Below are 13,425 nucleotides of genomic sequence, written 5' to 3'. Positions count from 1 at the left end.
GAAGTGAAGAAGAGCGAAAAATCAGAGCCTATGACTTACCAATATCATGACGAAAGCATCGTCAAAAACCTAGATGAACATACCGTATTTGTGTTTGGTAGTAACATGGCAGGTCAACATGCGGATGGTGCTGCCCGAACTGCACTTGAACACTTTGGCGCAATAAAAGACGTCGGACGTGGTTGGTCAGGGCAAAGTTATGCCATTCCCACCATGAACGAACACTTACAGCAAATGCCGCTCTCGCAAATTCAACACTATATTGATGACTTTAAAATCTATACCAAAAATCACCCTAAAATGACTTACTTTCTAACCTCTATAGGCTGCGGTATTGCAGGTTATAAAGTTGAAGAAATTGCTCCTATGTTTAAAGGCATTTCTCATAATGTTATTTTCCCTGCATCATTTCGCCCATTTGTGGAAAGAACACTACCACGTCTAAATAAAAAGTTTTTGCATACCATTTTTAACGATGCTGTGATTTTCAGCACCCAAAATGATGACATGCTGATTCAACATTTGGCCTTAACCGATAATGAAAAAAGCTTAGCCAAAATTATTCTCAACACACGCATGTATCCAACTGACAGTAATGGTCGCGATCGTGTGTTTGAAATTGAAGATATTCTACATGCGCTGTCGGGGAAAATATTTGATTTTGAGACCAACGCTGAGGGGCGCATGCTTTTTGGTGGTGCCATTCTAGCGCTGTTGGAACTTTATAATATCAATGAACAAGACTTCATTGAGGTTTGGCAAGGCACACGAGAAATCGCACCGCCGAAACCCGAACATCGTGCGCGGAAAGCCTCACGTTAAGTCCAATCTTTTCAAAAAGCCAATCCATCAGATTGGCTTTTTAGTTAAAAATAATAGAGTTATTGGAATCTTCCCTCCCCCCCAATCACCAACTACTACAAAAATAGACAGCTTAAAGCTCTAAAATCCAGAAGAAACAAGCATGCACTTTTCAGTATGGTTATTGCCGTTGTCATTCTGATTGCATTTTATCAACTGCCTCAATTTCAGTATTTTAATTTTATAAATCTATCCCCAGTCTACTTTATCTTCATTGTATGCTTATCCTTCCTCAAAAAGACAAAGAACGAACAACCGAAAAAGAGCAACCTCCTGTTAAATATTTTATTCATGACGGCGCCCTTCTTCATCATTAATGTTTTTGCACTTTCCAGTCTCAGCAAATTTACTGACTATTCGGCTGTGCGTATTGCACACCATATACCCAACCCACAACACATCGAGGGCCAAATTCTCTTAAATAGCTACACTGTGGGCTCTGGGCGTAATAAATCACATTATGCAGATGTTGTATTAAATGAGCCTTCTCAGCAGCAACCACTAAGACTGGTCTGTAATTTTATGGATCGCTTTAAGAGCTGCCCGCTCTTAGAAGACTTTCAACAACAAAAAGTCAGTATCCGTTATTATTCAGACAGCCGTCAGTTTATCTACCCAGAAGTTTTGGTGTTATCGGTCACAGCGGACAATACAACCATCAGCAGCCAAGACTTCATGCGCATCTACCAACAACAACGAAGCAATTTTTTGATGTATTTATTCTTCATGGTATTGATTCCAAACCTGTTGGTGATCAATTTATTTTGGCGCGACCATCAATATCAACAATTACAGACTTTTCGCTATCGACCTCAAAGCATTTAGCGCTTATGACTATCAGCATACACACTCTTTCAGCTCCAAAACCATTAGTTTCTATGAGCAATCAATATGCATTTTTTGACTAAATCACTCCATAAACTCACATAAATTTTAAAAATAACTTTTTTTATCACATTATTTTAAAAAGTTTTTTTAGCGCTTATACTGCTTTAAATTCCAACATAAAAACGAGATATAAATGCAATTATTGGACTCTCCTATTTTTGAATTATCTCCCATTGCCATGTGGTTAGAAGACTTTAGCGAAGTACAAAAACAATTCGATCTTTGGCGGAGTGAAGGTGTTGAAGATATTGCGTCTTTTCTGTTGGAAGACAAATCACGTATTTTAAGTTGTGCGCATAAAATTAAAGTCCTGCATGTCAACCCGCAAACTTTAAAACAATTTGAAGCCCAAAGTTTTGAAGACTTAACCGCAAACCTTGCGCAAATTTTTAAAGCAGATATGTCAAGCACTCATTTAAATGAGTTGGTTGCGCTTTGGAATGGTGAGACCTTATTTGAAAATACTGCAGTAAACTATACACTTACAGGTCATCGGCTTGACATTCGCTTGCGTGGAACAGTACTTCCTGGTCATGAACACGATCTTTCATTGGTTCTGATCACCACGGAAGACATCACACCTTATACCCATGCGCAACGTTTAGAAGAAAAAAGTCGTTTAATTGCTGAAGCACGTTTTCAATACTCGCCTACTTCACTTTGGGTTGAGGACTTTAGCCGAGTCAAAGCGCGTTTAGATCATTTACGTCGTTTGGGAATCAGTGACTTTAAAACTTTCCTTGATGTCCACAATGACTTTATTAATGAATGTCTCAGAGACATCATGGTTACCGATGTCAACCAAGCCACACTAGATTTGTTTGCTGCACGTGACAAAGACCATTTACTTAAAAATTTGCATAAAGTCTTTCAGAACGAAACCCAACAGACCTTTCGACATCAGCTGCTCGAACTGTGGGATGGCAATATTCAACATAACTGCGAGGCGGTCAATTACGCACTCGATGGCAGTATTCGCCATGTGCTATTACATTTTGCCGTGTTTCCAGGCTTCGAAGACGATTGGGGTATGGTTCAACTGGCGCTCACCGATATTACTGCACGTAAAAAAGCCGAGAATTATCTTGAGTACTTAGGCAAACATGATGTCTTAACCAAACTTTATAACCGCTCTTTCTACAGCACCGAAATCAACCGACTTGAGCGCAACAACCTACGCCCTGTGTCTTGTATTTTCCTAGATATGAATGGCTTAAAAGCCATCAATGACAACCTTGGTCATGACCAAGGTGATAGCTTATTACGCCGCATGGGTAATACCCTGAATCAGTTAATTGAAAATACCCAATACTCTGCTTCAAGGATCGGTGGTGATGAGTTCGTGGTGCTATTACCTGCCGCCGATGAAGCCGCATTGAACCACTGTATTGAAAGTTTGCATGAGCTTTTAATGGTGGATAACCAATTTAATAATCATCAACCGATTAGTGTGTCGGTTGGCACTGCTACCAGCCATCCAAATGAGAGGGTTGAAGATATGCTTAAACGTGCAGACACTGCGATGTATGAACACAAAAAAACCTACTATGCAGAAAATGATCGACGAGTTACCAATTAGAATCCACCGAATGATCAATAAAAAAGCGCCCTAATCAGGACGCTTTTTTATCTCAATGGCGAATCAACGTTTACCCATTGAACGACGGGTACCACGTGGTGGCATCCAAGTACGATCTGCATATTGTTCAGGTTTTGGACGAACCTGATTATGTGCAACATCGTCAGCACTTTGTTCTGCATTTGGCATTGGGAATGGGAGATTCACCAAAGGTTTTTTTGAAGTAGGCTGTTGCTTACTCATGACCATCACTCTCATCAAATTGCGCTTATTTTAAAGTTTTTTTCATAAAGATGCGAGAAACTTCCTAATTCTGTACATTTTTGAAATCATTACTTCAAAATTGAATTTTTTTTATGTTTTTTGCAGAAAATCTGTGTTTTTAAACGCCTTGCTTGAGTTTTTTAAGCTAAGATAGTGTGCTTTTTATTTTTTAAACCCTATAAGAAGGAATACTGCCGTGGACGTACGTCTCTCTGATCGTGTTAATGCCATCAAACCGTCCCCAACTCTTGCTGTTACCAACAAAGCTGCTGAATTAAAAGCTGCTGGCAAGAACGTTATTGGCTTGGGCGCAGGTGAACCTGACTTCGACACCCCACAACACATCAAAGATGCAGCAATTGCAGCGATTAACAACGGTTTCACAAAGTACACCGCTGTAGATGGTACGCCTGGCCTTAAAAAAGCGATTATTGCAAAATTCAAGCGTGACAATAACCTTGATTATGCTGCAAACCAAATTTTGGTTTCTTGTGGCGGCAAGCAGTCATTCTTTAACTTAGCATTAGCTTTGTTAAACAAAGGTGATGAAGTGATCATCCCTGCACCATTTTGGGTAAGCTACCCAGATATGGTAATTATCGCTGAAGGTGTTCCTGTTATTGTAAAATGTGGTGAAGAACAACGTTTCAAAATCACACCTGCTCAACTTGAAGCAGCGATCACAGACAAAACTCGTTTAGTGGTTTTAAATAGCCCATCAAACCCAACAGGTATGATCTACACTAAAGCTGAATTAGAAGCTTTGGCTGACGTTCTTCGTAAATACCCAGAAGTTTATATCGCTTCTGACGATATGTACGAACCAATCCGTTGGGATGACGAATTCTACAATATCGCAACAGTTGCACCAGACCTTTATGACCGCACAATCGTGTTAAACGGTGTGTCTAAAGCGTATGCAATGACTGGCTGGCGTATTGGCTATGCAGCGGGCCCTGCTAAGCTCATTGGCGCAATGAAAAAAATCCAATCTCAATCAACTTCAAACCCAACTTCAATTTCACAAGTTGCTGCTGAAGCTGCGTTGAATGGTCCTCAAGACGTTCTTGAGCCAATGATTGAAGCATTCAAACGCCGTCATGACTTAGTTGTTAGCGGTTTGAACGACATCAACGGTATTTCTTGCTTACCTGCTGATGGTGCATTCTATGCATATGCAAACATCCGTCCATTAATTCGTGCGAAAGGCTTAAAATCTTGCACAGAATTCTCTGAATGGTTATTGGAAGAAACTGGCGTTGCCGTAGTTCCTGGTGATGCATTCGGCTTAGGCGGTTTCATGCGTATTTCTTATGCAACTGCTGATGAAGTACTTGTAGATGCGCTTGCACGTATCAAAAAAGCGGCTGATTCAATCGAAGGCGTAGATGCTGCGATTGCTTCAATTGCTGCTGAAAAATAATTTAACCTTTTAAAGTTAGATTAAAAAAACCCGCGAAGTTCGCGGGTTTTTTTATTTTAAACAAAATCTAAAAATTTGCTCTTAAGCCCGTTTAAATAATTTTAGAAACGTCTAGTACCAGCAGAATCTATGGTATCTACGTCTTTCTTGCTAGATGACGCCGAAATCACCAAGGCAATGCCTGCCAGAATAATCGTCGCAGAAATAATGATTCGGAAGCTCAATGCTTCCCCAATAAACAATGCTCCACCCAGAATCGCCAAACATGGCACGGACAATTGCACGCTACTGGCCGTGACCCGATCAATTTTCTTCACTATTGCATACCAAAGTACATATGCCCCACTCGATGCCAAACCACCAGATAAGAGCGCCAACAGCATACCTTTTGGCTGGATAAAACTCTGTGTGTAAAAAAATAAATAGACCAAGACAACAAAAGGAATCGCCACTACAAAATTTGCCAAGCTACTGGCCAGTGGATTATGCATATTTTTACCTGCGATGCTATACATCGCCCAACCTATGCCTGAAAACACCATCAATGCAGCATAATCCAAAGGGGGTGCCGAAGCCCCTGGAAGCAATAAAATCAAAAGACCTAAAATAGCAATCGACAACCCCAACCCGCGTCGCAAATTTATTTTTTCACCATGACACAGGCCATAACTGACCATACTTAACTGCACTGTCCCAAACAGTAGTAATGCACCTACACCCGCATCGATATGCAAATAGGCCAGTGAAAAAGCCACAATATATAAGGCAAGAAAAAATCCGTTTTTTATACTCCACTCTATTTTGGCCTTATGAGTAGAGAGCATATACAGTAGAAATAACACCATTGCACCGCTACAGACCCGAAGTAAGCTAAAACTCATCGGGTCAATCTGCTGCTCAGCCAACGCTAAACGACATAGCACTGAATTGGCTGCAAAGGCCAACATCGCAATGGAAATTTTAAGCAGCATGTTTGAGCATCCTTATTCAACAGCCTGCTTTAGATATATCGAATATATCTTATTAAATCTAGAGAGTTTTGCTCATGAAATTTATCAGTAATATCAATGTGCAACTCAGATGATTCAACCTGAATACCTTATTATTTAGCATCATCTGGTGAAAATAAAGCAATCACATCAGCTTCCGTGAGCTGCTCCGTAGAATACTTGAATTGGTAAAAATCAGGCTTATTATCAATATAAATTTCTGTTGTAAGCTTTAAATCTTTTGGCTGTACTTCCATTGCAAATACATTGATATTGCAATAGCTGCCGTCCTGAGTTCGCCAAAAAAGTGACGTGCCACATTCGCTACAAAAACCACGCTCCCCCCAATCCGACGACTTGAATAATTTTAAATATTCTTGATTGTCAAACTTTAAACTACTAGGTTCGACATCAATACTCATGAGCACCCCGCTCGACTGCTGGCGGCACATAGAACAATGACAAGCATGCACATCATGATTTTTGAGTGCGGCTTGGAACTTGGTTTTACCGCATAAACAGGACACGTTCATTGTGAGTTCCTTCTTCATATGAAGACTGTGTAAATTACTAAAACCTTGTTTATCTTATATATAAATACAAAACAAAAGAGTGTATAAATTTTGTGCACAACTTTTTATACAATGATCACATCTAGCTTGCTCAGTTCCATCAACACTCAAATTATCAAAATGAATAATCCTAAATCTTTTCCCTACAATATGTTCATAGCATGAGCTCAATCCATGATTACGATTTCGTTGATTTTGTACTGATCAATCCAATACTGAATATTGACGAAAAGACTGAATTTTGTTTAATTGGACAGCAAGTTCCGAAAAGGAACTCATAGATAAATATAGGAATGAACAAGATGAATCCCAAAGAAATGACAGGACTACAACTCTTAGAAGCCATGTGTACAGGAAAAATTCCACCTGCAAGTATCAGTGAAACCATTCCCATGCAGCCTTTTGAAGTTTCTGAAGGGAAAATTAGTTTTAAAGCAAAAGCAGATCATCGCCATTTAAACCCGCTTGGTGGCGTGCATGGTGGCTTTGCAGCAACAGTACTCGACTCAGTGACGGGTTGTGCCGTACATACTATGCTTGAAGCTGGTGTTGGCTATGGCACCATTGATCTGAATATTAAAATGTGCCGACCGATTCCAAGAGACAAAGAACTACTTGCCATCGGCAGCGTGATCAACATCAGTAAGAACTTAGGTATTTCTGAAGGTAAAATTGTAGATGAAGACGGTAAACTCTACGCCCATGCCACAGCCACCTGTATGATTATTCGCCCCTAAAAACGAAAGGCACTGATAATATTCAGTGCCTTTTTCATGTCAAAGAAAACTTTAATGCAGCACGACAGATCAAATTGCGGTTTTAAACGTCTTCAGCGTCTGCAATTTTGAGGCATCAGGACGCTCAGCTCCTTTATAAATACAATAGTATTTAAACGCGCTGTCTAAACTTACGTCTAAGCTTTTGTCTTCAGCAGCAGACCAGACTTTTGAACGATTACTGCCTGATAAAGCACTGCCTGACAACTGATACAAATACAGATCATGTTCTCGCTGCACAGCCTTTTTAAGAGTAGTCGTCGACTGTGTTGAAAGCAACTGACAAGGACTGTTGACCAGCCAACGCTCACTAAACCAAAGTTGTAATAAATCACCCAAATACAAGTCTGTACAACCGACTGGCCAAACATCAATATAGGCTGACTCTACAGGGGTATAGTATTGTTCAGGGTTTGAAATAATAAAGAGATACTGATCTTGATAATCAGCTAGGTTTGCAAAAATATCGGAAATGGTAAGCGTATTCATTCGCTTTCTCCTGTTTAGCCATTTTAGTGCTGGCAAGTTGGTTATAAATCCACACTGTTTAAGTTTTCACTTAAACGCTCTGTTGTTGAAATCAGACTATCAACGACTTTTCAACATTGCAAGCACTTCAATACGATTTTTTTGAAAATGATTTTTTTTGTTCAAATAAAGAGCATCCAATATAAAAATGACAGCAACATGACATTTTAGACTTGACCCACTATGAAATGTCCTTATAATCGCATGCAGATTCTCCAATAGCTCAGTCGGTAGAGCGACGGACTGTTAATCCGCAGGTCCCTGGTTCGAGCCCAGGTTGGAGAGCCAAATTCAAGAAGCCCACTATATGTTGTGGGCTTTCTTCTTTTCTACGTCTTAAAAGTTTCGCTGCTTAAGATGTAAATCTTCCAGCTAAACCCAACAGAAAGCCAGAACTAAAGCATTCTCGAAAAATAACTTATCTTAGAAACACTAAAAAATGATTCACAAGAAAAATCATGAGCATATTTAAAATACATATGGATGTTCGTTCAGATCACTTCCCGATCACAGCAATTGAAATGAAAAAATGAGAGGAGCAAATTTTTGGTGAATTTTTAGCCCAACATCTTGCTAAACAACTCAATCAACAACAACTCGAAATCTCTACAATTCACAATGAAGATTGAGGATACTTACTTAGTTTTAGTCATCCCACTTTATTAGATGTAATCGTTATGAGAAAAATGACAACTTATTTTTAATTTTTATTCACCCATCACAACCAATCATTAAAAAATATTTTTTTAAGAAATTAGATCTTTCAACCCAATTAAGTCATGTCTCTGAGACTTTGCGAAATACTCTTTCTGATGCAACAATTTTTCATGACGTGCAATGGTGGAACATTGAAGATATAAAAAAGTACAATAAATCATCGTCAAAATTCTAAGCACACCTACTCAAATAACTCATTCCACTGACTCATATTTCGCGATTTTATTGAAAGAAATTACAGCTCTCAATACATCATATCTACCCTTCTTTAATAAAAAAGCCCAATCGATAAAGATTGGGCTTTTTAATGAGTCAGGACCATCTACACTGAAAATCTGCATAAACTGTAGCATTCACCCACTTTATTCCTAAGCCGCTTCCACAGGCACACCACTATGGAAACGGAACACATCATCAGATGTACTAATTAGCTCTTTTTCGACATTACGGATATGATCAATACGGGCTTGAATATCTTCTTTCGGATTTTTCAATTTCCCCGTTTGCGCAACCTCTAAAGCCAAAGCCAAGTAGTCTTCATAATGGCGTGATTCAGACTTTAGCAAGTAGCGATAGTAACGACCTAATTCTTCATCCACCAAAGGTGCTAACGCGTAGAAACGCTCACATGAACGTGCTTCGACAAAGGCACCAATGATTAAAATATCAATTAAAGCCTCGGGCTCATAAGTCCGCACTTCTTTACGTAAACCACCCGCATAGCGCCCAGCACTCAGATTGCTCCACTCTAGCCCGCGCTTTTTCATAAATTCAAGCACTTGCTCATAATGCAGCATTTCTTCACGAACCAGTTGTGCAAGCTTGACTTGCAAATCGGTAAAAAAACTATAGCGAAACATCAGGTTCATTGCTGTACCTGCAGCTTTCTTCTCACAATTCGCGTGGTCTTGCATCAGCACATCAAGATTATTCAGTGCTTCAGTCAACCAAGCTTTAGGTGTTTCACAACCCAAGAAGTCCATGACGGGCTTCATGAGTTCATCATAATCGATATTCGACATATTCAAATCTTAAAAACTTTAAAATTAACGTGCAGCTTTAATCACTGCTTTCATTTCGCGTACAGCTTGTTCTAAGCCGACAAAAATAGCATCGGCAATCAGTGAATGACCGATGTTTAATTCATGAATCTGTGGAATTTGCGCAATTGGCGTCACATTTTCAAGGTTGAGTCCATGCCCAGCATTGACTACTAACCCTTTCGATGCTGCATATTCAGCACCTTTTACAATACGTTCAAGCTCGTGTTGTTGAGCTTCTGGTGTTTCTGCATCAGCATAAGCGCCTGTATGAATTTCAATGGTTGGTGCACCACAAGCAACTGCTGCATCAATTTGTGCAAAGTCAGCATCAATAAACAATGACACATCACAGCCAATCTCAGACAGGGCATGAGTTGCTGCTTTGACATCGTCAAAATGTCCAACCACATCCAAACCACCTTCGGTCGTCACTTCTTGGCGCTTTTCAGGAACGAAACACACATGGTGCGGTTTAATTTCTTTGGCAAATGCAATCATTTCATCTGTAACTGCAAGTTCCAAATTCATACGTGTTTTTAGTGCTGGACGCATACGACGCACATCATCGTCCTGAATATGACGACGGTCTTCACGTAAATGCAAGGTAATCCCTTCCGCCCCTGCTTGCTCACAGATCAGTGCTGCATTGACTGGATCAGGATAAGAAGTCCCACGCGCTTGTCGTAAAGTTGCCACGTGGTCAATATTTACACCAAGTAATGCAGCCATATTCATTTCCTAATTACGATTGAGTTTGAGTGTTCTGAATCCACAACTGACGACTTTTTAACGGGCGATCGCCCAACAATGAACTGATCATTTGTCGATACAACTTGGTCAGCAATTGTAACTGTTCCAAACCAAAATCCCTACCCTTTTCATATTGGCACATGCTTAAAATTTGCTGTCCATTTAAGGTCGCTCGCGAAGCTTGTGCAGTAGGAATAAAGCCTTCATTCAGCTGGAATATATAGTTGAGTGATGCTTGAATTTCTAGTTGATTGGCATCGGTCGAAAAATCTAAGGCATAACCTAAATCTTCCAGCAGTTCATGCTCAAACTGTCTTAGAATTTGTTTTAAAAACTGATTAGGATCGGCTTGCTGCGCCAGTTGTTGTAATTGCGTTAGCGTATGCGCATATTGAGCAAAACTTTGCTCCATTTGTACTTCGAGAGGACACAGCCTGAGTAGGATCTCATTGAGATAAAAACCTGAAAAAAAAGCATCCCCGAAGAAAAAAATCGGCTGATTGACAATTTCAAGTTTTGTAAAATTTTTGAGCTCAGATTTGCCCGAAGCTTGTAAACAAATCGGCTGATATTGTGGCGGCGGAGTTTGTCTTAAAATACCATCAACTCGCCCATGCTCTTGGGTAAATAAATGCACAATATGACTACGTTCACGGTATTTTCTATGGTGAATTAAATAACCATGCAGTACTTCATTGCGCATGAGAAATTAACTAATCTTTTTTATCTTTATCATTCTGTTCACTGTCTTCATCATCCCCATCTGGGATAACAGCACCAACCACAGCTGCGGTTCCTTTCACCACACCTTTTGTGGTTTTATACGCAATCTTTACAGGAACGGTGACAATCTTGTGTATACAACCTTGCAAAAACAACATACAAGCCATTACTGCGAACACTTTGACCATAACACCATCCCTATAAAAATTTGTTTTCTTAAAACTTAGATATCGCTATAACCTAAGCTTTTCAATGCACGTTCATCATCAGACCAACCGCCTTTCACTTTAACCCAAAGGGTCAGCATGATCTTTTGTTCAAACATTTTTTCCATATCGATACGGGCATCCATACCGATTTTCTTAAGCTTAGCGCCTTTTTCACCAATCACAATCGCTTTTTGGCCTGGACGGTCTACAAAAATCGTTGCATCAATATACGTACACGCTGGTTTTGGACGACCTGTTTTTTCATTTACCGTTGCTTCTTCAGTCTTAAACGACTCAATTTGCACGGTTAAATCATAAGGTAGCTCCTCACCTAACTGACGCATAATCTTTTCACGGATAATTTCTGATGCCAAGAAACGTTCAGAACGATCTGTCAGCTGATCCAATGAATACATCGGTGGCTGGAAAGGTAAATATTTTTCAATGGTATCGCGCAGATGGTCTAAGTTTGCACCACGTAGTGCAGAAACAGGAACAATCTCAGCAAAATTCATTAATTTTGCACGTTCTTGAATCAAGGGTAATGCATGGTTTTTATTTTCAAGTGTATCAATTTTATTGATCACCAGAATCACCGGCATCTCAGCATTTTTGAGTTTTTCCAAAACGAGCTCATCGTTTTGAGTCCACTTGTCTGCATCTAGAACAAACAATACCAAGTTGACATCACGCAATGCAGAAGACGCAGCACGGTTCATCATTTTATTGATGGCGCGTACTTCTTTTTTATGCATCCCTGGTGTATCCACAAATACCGCTTGAGATTTTGCACGTGAATCAATTCCCACAATTTTATGACGTGTGGTTTGTGGTTTACGTGAAGTAATCGATAATTTTTGACCCAACAAATGGTTCATCAACGTAGACTTGCCTACGTTTGGACGACCGACAATTGCCACAAAGCCGCTACGAAAATCTGTTGGGATTTCTGTGCCTTGTTCGCTAAAAAACTGGCTAATTAAATCATTACTGTCGCTTTGCGACTCGTGATCAGCATCGATGTGATCGGAAGAATTTGACATGGCAGATTACTGCTCCAAAAGTTTTAAAATATCCGCCGCAGCAGCTTGTTCAGCAAAACGGCGACTGGTGCCCTCACCATTTACAACAGACAACCCATCCACTTTACATTCCACCCTGAAATGCTGATTGGGTGCATCACCTTGAATATCGACCACATCATAAACTGGGAGAGCTTTTTTTCGTGCCTGAAGATATTCTTGTAAACGAGATTTAGGATCTTTAAGTTGATCGGTTGGCTCGATATGATCCAAATATGGCTCGTACCATTTTAACACAATCGGTTCCAACACCGTTAAATCACTACAATCCACATAGATTGCACCAATAATCGATTCAACCGTATCCGCAAGGATGGACTCGCGATGATGTCCACCTGATTTTAACTCGCCTGTACTTAAAATTAATGACTGGCTCAGTTTTAAATCATTTGCAATTTTACCTAAAGCTTCCTGACGAACCAAGGTTGCACGCATACGCGTCAAACGGCCTTCGTTCTCAGTTGGATAAGCTTTATAGAGATAATTTGCAATAATCATCCCTAACAAAGAATCGCCTAGAAACTCTAGGCGCTCATAGTTGTATTTGTGGCTCACCGATCGGTGGGTCAGTGCAAGCTGAAGTAACTCAGGTTGTTTAAACTGATAACCGATACGGCTCGCTAAGCGGGCTTCACTTAGCTTGGACTGAGCTTTGATCAAAACTTTTCTCGAACTTTAATACTAAATCTATATTCAGCAAGAATGGTTTTCTTACCTCATACTCCTTTTTCACCTGCAACCCTTCGGTATTAGTGACTTGCATAATTTCTTTAATCTTCACATCACGAATACCATTCATATCTAGACGTTGCGAAAGTTTACTTTCGAACTCCGCGGGCTGAATATTTTTCGGGCTATTTTGAATAACTTCCTCAATTTGGCTATTGATCATCCGATCATCAAAATAAGGAGCCCAAACTGCAATCGCCACTTTCGCCATAAATGCAAACCCCATGATTGCAAATAAAATGGCGATATAAGATGCCCCTTGTTGATTCTTGCGCATTTTTTATTTTCCGAA

General features: G+C 39.9%; 16 protein-coding genes and 1 tRNA gene. 6 read left to right on the top strand and 11 right to left on the bottom strand.

From position 1 onward, the window contains the following. The first annotated feature begins 30 nt into the window (after positions 1-30). From AC4CUX_RS13825 to AC4CUX_RS13815, 3 genes are all read left to right on the top strand, one after another. Positions 31-822 (top strand): A1S_2505 family phage non-structural protein, encoded by a 792-nt coding sequence (locus tag AC4CUX_RS13825; protein ID WP_151836717.1) that lies wholly within the window; start codon positions 31-33, stop codon positions 820-822. Between the two features lie 330 nt (positions 823-1,152). Further along, complete coding sequence (locus AC4CUX_RS13820; RefSeq protein ID WP_201950918.1) at positions 1,153-1,686, top strand: hypothetical protein; 534 nt, start codon at positions 1,153-1,155, stop codon at positions 1,684-1,686. A 196-nt stretch (positions 1,687-1,882) separates the two neighbouring features. Further along, positions 1,883-3,328 carry a sensor domain-containing diguanylate cyclase gene (locus tag AC4CUX_RS13815; RefSeq protein ID WP_201950916.1) on the top strand — a complete coding sequence of 482 codons (1,446 nt, stop codon included), beginning with the start codon at positions 1,883-1,885 and terminating at the stop codon, positions 3,326-3,328. Between the two features lie 63 nt (positions 3,329-3,391). Here the strand turns inward: AC4CUX_RS13815 and AC4CUX_RS13810 are convergent, their stop codons facing one another. Continuing rightward, on the bottom strand, positions 3,392-3,571 hold the full coding sequence (locus tag AC4CUX_RS13810) for a hypothetical protein (RefSeq protein ID WP_004693646.1): 180 nt from the start codon (positions 3,569-3,571) through the stop codon (positions 3,392-3,394). Positions 3,572-3,788: 217 nt separating this feature from the next. On the opposite strand from AC4CUX_RS13810, the gene AC4CUX_RS13805 reads away from it, so the two are divergent. Then, a complete protein-coding gene (locus tag AC4CUX_RS13805) occupies positions 3,789-5,015 on the top strand; it encodes a pyridoxal phosphate-dependent aminotransferase (RefSeq protein ID WP_005399684.1) in 1,227 nt (408 codons plus the stop codon). A 101-nt stretch (positions 5,016-5,116) separates the two neighbouring features. On the opposite strand, the gene AC4CUX_RS13800 is transcribed toward AC4CUX_RS13805, so the two are convergent. Together AC4CUX_RS13800 and AC4CUX_RS13795 are read right to left on the bottom strand one after the other, a co-directional pair. Then, positions 5,117-5,986: a DMT family transporter gene (locus AC4CUX_RS13800; RefSeq protein WP_151836720.1), complete on the bottom strand. Its 870-nt coding sequence runs from the start codon at positions 5,984-5,986 to the stop codon at positions 5,117-5,119. A 131-nt stretch (positions 5,987-6,117) separates the two neighbouring features. Beyond that, positions 6,118-6,537 (bottom strand): GFA family protein, encoded by a 420-nt coding sequence (locus AC4CUX_RS13795; RefSeq protein WP_151836721.1) that lies wholly within the window; start codon positions 6,535-6,537, stop codon positions 6,118-6,120. A gap of 341 nt (positions 6,538-6,878) precedes the next feature. On the opposite strand from AC4CUX_RS13795, the gene AC4CUX_RS13790 reads away from it, so the two are divergent. Then, positions 6,879-7,313 (top strand): PaaI family thioesterase, encoded by a 435-nt coding sequence (locus AC4CUX_RS13790; protein WP_062032408.1) that lies wholly within the window; start codon positions 6,879-6,881, stop codon positions 7,311-7,313. A gap of 69 nt (positions 7,314-7,382) precedes the next feature. On the opposite strand, the gene AC4CUX_RS13785 is transcribed toward AC4CUX_RS13790, so the two are convergent. Next, positions 7,383-7,841 (bottom strand): hypothetical protein, encoded by a 459-nt coding sequence (locus AC4CUX_RS13785; protein ID WP_201706341.1) that lies wholly within the window; start codon positions 7,839-7,841, stop codon positions 7,383-7,385. A gap of 251 nt (positions 7,842-8,092) precedes the next feature. On the opposite strand from AC4CUX_RS13785, the gene AC4CUX_RS13780 reads away from it, so the two are divergent. Further along, positions 8,093-8,168 (top strand) — tRNA-Asn (locus AC4CUX_RS13780). A gap of 797 nt (positions 8,169-8,965) precedes the next feature. On the opposite strand, the gene AC4CUX_RS13775 is transcribed toward AC4CUX_RS13780, so the two are convergent. From AC4CUX_RS13775 to AC4CUX_RS13745, 7 genes are read right to left on the bottom strand one after another with little or no spacing between them, the layout of a single operon-like run. Then, positions 8,966-9,619 (bottom strand): MiaE family protein, encoded by a 654-nt coding sequence (locus AC4CUX_RS13775; protein ID WP_201706340.1) that lies wholly within the window; start codon positions 9,617-9,619, stop codon positions 8,966-8,968. 24 nt (positions 9,620-9,643) lie between these two features. Beyond that, the gene (pdxJ, locus tag AC4CUX_RS13770; protein ID WP_195728888.1) at positions 9,644-10,369 is read right to left on the bottom strand and encodes a pyridoxine 5'-phosphate synthase; all 726 of its coding nucleotides are present in this window, start codon (positions 10,367-10,369) and stop codon (positions 9,644-9,646) included. 13 nt (positions 10,370-10,382) lie between these two features. After that, complete coding sequence (gene recO / locus AC4CUX_RS13765) at positions 10,383-11,093, bottom strand: DNA repair protein RecO (RefSeq protein ID WP_004980401.1); 711 nt, start codon at positions 11,091-11,093, stop codon at positions 10,383-10,385. A 10-nt stretch (positions 11,094-11,103) separates the two neighbouring features. After that, positions 11,104-11,301 (bottom strand): NF038104 family lipoprotein, encoded by a 198-nt coding sequence (locus AC4CUX_RS13760; RefSeq protein WP_004693662.1) that lies wholly within the window; start codon positions 11,299-11,301, stop codon positions 11,104-11,106. Between the two features lie 35 nt (positions 11,302-11,336). Continuing rightward, positions 11,337-12,365, bottom strand: coding sequence for a GTPase Era (gene era / locus AC4CUX_RS13755; protein WP_004693663.1), 1,029 nt, complete (start codon positions 12,363-12,365; stop codon positions 11,337-11,339). A gap of 6 nt (positions 12,366-12,371) precedes the next feature. Then, positions 12,372-13,064, bottom strand: coding sequence for a ribonuclease III (gene rnc / locus AC4CUX_RS13750; RefSeq protein ID WP_087010951.1), 693 nt, complete (start codon positions 13,062-13,064; stop codon positions 12,372-12,374). Next, positions 13,036-13,410 carry a DUF4845 domain-containing protein gene (locus AC4CUX_RS13745; protein ID WP_151837136.1) on the bottom strand — a complete coding sequence of 125 codons (375 nt, stop codon included), beginning with the start codon at positions 13,408-13,410 and terminating at the stop codon, positions 13,036-13,038. The genes rnc and AC4CUX_RS13745 overlap by 29 nt, the downstream gene beginning before the upstream one ends. Positions 13,411-13,425: the final 15 nt, after the last annotated feature.

The organism is Acinetobacter sp. 231_lipA, from assembly GCF_058243005.1.
Note: the sequence above shows the minus strand (reverse complement) of the source record. Positions and strands in the feature narration are given on the sequence as shown.

Coding starts and splice junctions, on each gene's coding strand:
- AC4CUX_RS13820 (WP_201950918.1), top strand. CDS start 1,153: ATGACGGCGCCCTTCTTCATCATTAATGTTTTTGCACTTTCCAGTCTC.
- pdxJ (WP_195728888.1), bottom strand. CDS start 10,369: ATGGCTGCATTACTTGGTGTAAATATTGACCACGTGGCAACTTTACGA.
- AC4CUX_RS13745 (WP_151837136.1), bottom strand. CDS start 13,410: ATGCGCAAGAATCAACAAGGGGCATCTTATATCGCCATTTTATTTGCA.
- AC4CUX_RS13810 (WP_004693646.1), bottom strand. CDS start 3,571: ATGAGTAAGCAACAGCCTACTTCAAAAAAACCTTTGGTGAATCTCCCA.
- AC4CUX_RS13775 (WP_201706340.1), bottom strand. CDS start 9,619: ATGTCGAATATCGATTATGATGAACTCATGAAGCCCGTCATGGACTTC.
- AC4CUX_RS13795 (WP_151836721.1), bottom strand. CDS start 6,537: ATGAACGTGTCCTGTTTATGCGGTAAAACCAAGTTCCAAGCCGCACTC.
- AC4CUX_RS13815 (WP_201950916.1), top strand. CDS start 1,883: ATGCAATTATTGGACTCTCCTATTTTTGAATTATCTCCCATTGCCATG.
- AC4CUX_RS13825 (WP_151836717.1), top strand. CDS start 31: ATGACTTACCAATATCATGACGAAAGCATCGTCAAAAACCTAGATGAA.
- era (WP_004693663.1), bottom strand. CDS start 12,365: ATGTCAAATTCTTCCGATCACATCGATGCTGATCACGAGTCGCAAAGC.
- AC4CUX_RS13785 (WP_201706341.1), bottom strand. CDS start 7,841: ATGAATACGCTTACCATTTCCGATATTTTTGCAAACCTAGCTGATTAT.
- AC4CUX_RS13760 (WP_004693662.1), bottom strand. CDS start 11,301: ATGGTCAAAGTGTTCGCAGTAATGGCTTGTATGTTGTTTTTGCAAGGT.
- recO (WP_004980401.1), bottom strand. CDS start 11,093: ATGCGCAATGAAGTACTGCATGGTTATTTAATTCACCATAGAAAATAC.
- AC4CUX_RS13800 (WP_151836720.1), bottom strand. CDS start 5,986: ATGCTGCTTAAAATTTCCATTGCGATGTTGGCCTTTGCAGCCAATTCA.
- AC4CUX_RS13790 (WP_062032408.1), top strand. CDS start 6,879: ATGAATCCCAAAGAAATGACAGGACTACAACTCTTAGAAGCCATGTGT.